Below are 4,324 nucleotides of genomic sequence, written 5' to 3' on the forward strand. Positions count from 1 at the left end.
TGGGTCGGCAGCCGACCAACGGTCGGCTCTACCCCCGCGCGAGGGATTACAGGCCGCGCTGGCGGACGGCCTCGAACAGGCTCACGCCGGTGGCGACGGAGACGTTCAGGCTCTCGATATCGCCCGGCATCGGAATCTTGACCAGGCCATCGCAGTTTTCACGGGTCAGGCGGCGCAGGCCGTCGGCTTCGCCGCCCAGCACCAGCGCCACGTTGCCCTTGAGGTCGATCGCGTACAGCGACTCGGTGGCTTCACCGGCCAGGCCGTAGATCCACACGCCCAGCTTCTGCAGGTCCTTCAGGCAGCGCGAGAGGTTGGTCACCTGCACGACCGGAATACGGTCGGCCGCGCCGGCCGAGGTCTTGCGCACGGTCGCGTTGACCGAGGCCGACTTGTCCTTGGGAATGATCACCGCCGTGGCACCGGCGGCCGCTGCGCTGCGCAGGCAGGCGCCGAGATTGTGCGGATCCTGCACTTCATCAAGGATCAGCAGCAGGGCCTTGCCCTCGGCCGCTTCGACCAGCCCTTCCAGTTCGTTCTCGCCCCAGGTCCGCGCGGCCTGGTAGCGCGCCGCCACGCCCTGGTGACGCACCGAACCGCCCACACCGTCCAGCGCCTGGGTGTTCACCTTGCGCACGTCGATGCCCTTGCGGCGTGCGTTTTCCTCGATCTCGGTCAGACGCGGATTCTTCGCACCGGCCTCGATGAGGACCTCGCGGACGTTCTCGGCATCATTCTCGATCGAAGAGGCGACGGCGTTGACGCCGACGATCCACTGGCTTTGCTTGCTCATTGCGGGGGGCGGGACCGGTAAAGGGGTTGGTAATGGTAGAGCATCAAGGCCCACCCTGCCCTGCCGGGCGTTCACGGGGGGCGTTCACGGCCTGCCTTCAGCGGGGTGGCCAGTCGCTGGTGTCGTGGTCGGGGTGCTGGTGGGAAACGATATGGAGCAGGAAGTCACCGGCCTCGGCATCCTCCTCGCTGCGCAACGCGCTCAGCGAGCCCAGACGGTCCACGAAGGGAAGCTTGGCTTCGATCCCGTACTGGATCGTCGGCGGCAGGCGGGCCGGCTCGTCGAAAGCGCCCGCCGCGATCGCCACCCCATCCGGGGCTTCGTAGGTCAACGGGGTGCCACAGTCGGCGCAGAAGCCGCGCTGGACCATGTTGGAGGACTGGAAACGCCGGGGCTCGCCGCGGGTCCAGCGGAATTCGCTGCCACGCACCGATACCAGGGGGGCGTAGTACGCGCCGAACGCCTTCTGGCACATCCGGCAGTGGCAGATCGAGCTGTGGGTCAGCTCACCGACCACATGGAAGCGGATCGCGCCGCACTGGCAGCCGCCGCTGTATTCGGGGAGGGACGGCATGGGATCGCTCCGACGGGGTCCGTGGCAAACACCATGCCACCCGCGGGCGCGGGTGGACGGTCCGCGTACCGGCCCTTGGCCGGTACGCGTGGATCAATACTTCTGTTTCTGGCGCTTGGCCGGCTGGCCGCGCGGCGGCAGCTCGGGCAGCGAATCGTCCTTCTCTTCGACCAGGCGGAAGTCGATCTTGCGCTCTTCCATGCTGGCCTTGAGCACCAGGATCCGCACCCGGTCGCCCAGACGGTAGATCTTGCCGCGGCGCTCGCCGTTGAGCGTCTTGCGCACCGCGTCGAACTGGTAATAGTCGTGCGGCAGCTGGGTCACGTGGACCAGGCCGTTGACCTTGGATTCGTCCAGTTCCACGAACAGGCCGAAGCTGGTCACGCCACTGATCACGCCATCGAACTGGCCACCGACGTGCTTTTCCATCCACGCGGCGCGGTAACGCTCGTCCACTTCGCGCTCGGCTTCATCGGCACGACGCGCACGCTCGGAGCACTGCAGCGCCAATGCCGCCATCTCGCGCGGCGAGTAGGTGAACTTCTCCGGTGCGGCCCCGCTGAGCGCGTGCTTGATCGCACGGTGCACCAGCAGATCGGGGTAGCGGCGGATCGGCGAGGTGAAGTGCGCGTACGCATCCAGTGCCAGGCCGAAGTGGCCCAGGTTGTCCGGCGAATACACCGCCAGGCTCTGGCTGCGCAGCAGCACCGATTCCAGCAGTGCTGCGTCCGGTCGGTCGCGCACCTTCTTGAGCAGCTTGGTGAAATCGGCCGGCTGCACCTTCGACCACGGCGGCAGGCTCAGCTTGAATTCCTTCAGGAACTCGAGCAGGTCGGCGTACTTGGATTCCGGCGGGCGCTCATGGTCACGGAACGGCGCCGGCACGTGCTTGGCCAGCAGGTAGCGCGCAGCCTGCACGTTGGCCGCGATCATGCATTCTTCGATGAGCTTGTGCGCATCGTTGCGCACCATCATCCCGGCCTGGGTGACTTCGCCGGTGTTGTCCAGCACGAAGCGCACTTCGGAGGTTTCAAACTCGATCGCACCGCGGCGGGTACGGGCTTTGGCCAGCACGTGATACAGCTGGTACAGGCGATCCACCTGCGGCATCAGCGGACCGATCGCCTTGCGCGCGGCCGGGTCGTTCTCGCCCACCGCTTCCCAGACCTGGTTGTAGGTCAGGCGCGCGTGCGAATTCATCACGGCTTCGTAGAAGCGCGAGTGGATGACCTCGCCCTCGCGGTTGACCTGCATGTCGCAGACGAAGCACATGCGGTCGACCTTGGGCATCAGCGAGCAGATGCCGTTGGACAGCGTCTCCGGCAGCATCGGCACCACGAAGCCCGGGAAGTAGACCGAGGTCGCGCGCTTCTGCGCTTCATCATCCAGCGGCGTACCAGGACGCACGTAGTTGGAAACATCGGCGATCGCCACGACCAGGCGGAAGCCTTCGGCATTCGGTTCGCAATAAACGGCGTCGTCGAAGTCCTTGGCATCCTCGCCATCGATGGTGACCAGCGGCGTGTTGCGCAGGTCTTCGCGATGGCCGATCTGTTCCGGGGTGACCACCATCGGCACTGCGGTGGCTTCAGCCAGCACTTCCGCCGGGAACTCGAACGGCAGTTCATGGCCGTGGATGGCGGTTTCCACCACCAGCGACGCGGTCAGCTTGTCACCAAGCACGGCGATGATGCGGCCGATCGGCGGGCGGCGGGTATCCGGCGCCTGGGTCAGCTCGCAGACCACCAGCTGGCCATCCCGGGCATCGCCGGTCTGGTCGGGTGGGATCTGCACGTTGCGCTGCACGCGCTTGTCGTCGGGCACCACGTAGTTGATGCCGAACTCGACGCTGAAGCGGCCGATCAGGCGGCTCATGCCGCGCTCCAGCACACGCGAAATGCTCGCCTCGCGGCGGCCACGGCGATCGATGCCGGTCACGTTGACCAGCACGCGGTCGCCATGCAGCACCTTGCGCATTTCAAACGGCGGCAGGAACAGATCGTCGCCACCTTCGACCGGGCGCAGGAAGCCAAACCCTTCCGGGTTGGCGATCACCACGCCGGTGATCAGGTTGACCGCCTGCAGCGGCGCGAATCCGCCACGGCGGTTCTGCACCAGCTGGCCGTCACGACACATCGCGCCCAGGCGCTTGCCCAGGGCATCGGCGCGGTCCGGCTCGGTCAGGCCGAGATGGATGGCGATCTCTTCGGCGGTCTGCGGGCCATCGCAGCGGTCGAGCAGCTGCAGGATCGCCTCGCGGCTGGCGATCGGCTGCGCATAGCGCTCGGCCTCGCGGGCGGCGAAGGGATCCAGCTGCACTTCACCGTCCAGCGGGGTGGGATGCGGGCGGCGACGGGTCGGGATGGGACCGGCGTGCGCGGGCTTGGGGCCCCGCTTGTTGCCACGCGGCGGCTCAGGGGTGTTCAGGGATTCGGGCATCCAGGGTGGCAGCTTGCCGGCCTTCTTGGCGGCAGCGCGGGGCTTGCCCGACGGACCGGCTGCCTTCTTGGGCGCCGGGGACTTGGGGGCTTTCGCGCCCTGGGTCGGTTTCTTTGGTTTCATTGACCTCAATAGTAACCGCTGCGGGTGTGCAGAACCGGTCAGCAGCACTGCCTGTGCAGGATTGTGAAGAAATTTCACAAAACCGTTGACAAGCCTCACGGACATGCCCAGAATTCGCCCCCTGAGTCGCCCAGGTGGCGGAATTGGTAGACGCACTAGCTTCAGGTGCTAGCGGGGGCAACTCCGTGGAGGTTCGAGTCCTCTCCTGGGCACCATGACTCGGAAAATGATCAAACCCGCGCAAGCGGGTTTTTTCGTTTCTGGCGTCCGCGCCACGCACGATTCGCGCGGGATGGACCGCGATGACGCTGCAATGCGTGGCAAATGAAATTTCCTGCGAAATCCTGTTGACACAATTCCGGATCTCCCGCAGAATTCTCCTCCTGAGTCGCCCA

At 66.0% G+C, this 4,324-nt stretch carries 3 protein-coding genes and 1 tRNA gene; 1 reads left to right on the forward strand and 3 read right to left on the reverse strand.

What is annotated here, in order from left to right; genetic code table 11:
* Positions 1-46 precede the first annotated feature (46 nt).
* The 3 genes from rlmB to rnr all read right to left on the reverse strand — a co-directional run bounded on the left by rlmB (position 47) and on the right by rnr (position 3,929).
* The gene (gene rlmB / locus HMPREF3113_RS15010) at positions 47-793 is read right to left on the reverse strand and encodes a 23S rRNA (guanosine(2251)-2'-O)-methyltransferase RlmB (RefSeq protein WP_019184367.1); all 747 of its coding nucleotides are present in this window, start codon (positions 791-793) and stop codon (positions 47-49) included.
* A gap of 97 nt (positions 794-890) precedes the next feature.
* The gene (locus tag HMPREF3113_RS15015) at positions 891-1,367 is read right to left on the reverse strand and encodes a GFA family protein (protein WP_019184368.1); all 477 of its coding nucleotides are present in this window, start codon (positions 1,365-1,367) and stop codon (positions 891-893) included.
* 93 nt (positions 1,368-1,460) lie between these two features.
* Complete coding sequence (rnr, locus tag HMPREF3113_RS15020) at positions 1,461-3,929, reverse strand: ribonuclease R (protein WP_070473714.1); 2,469 nt, start codon at positions 3,927-3,929, stop codon at positions 1,461-1,463.
* Positions 3,930-4,057: 128 nt separating this feature from the next.
* Here rnr and HMPREF3113_RS15025 point away from each other — a divergent pair.
* A tRNA-Leu gene (locus HMPREF3113_RS15025) sits at positions 4,058-4,144 on the forward strand.
* Positions 4,145-4,324: the final 180 nt, after the last annotated feature.

The organism is Stenotrophomonas sp. HMSC10F06, assembly GCF_001807865.1.
In the GTDB taxonomy this organism is placed as follows: domain Bacteria; phylum Pseudomonadota; class Gammaproteobacteria; order Xanthomonadales; family Xanthomonadaceae; genus Stenotrophomonas; species Stenotrophomonas bentonitica_A.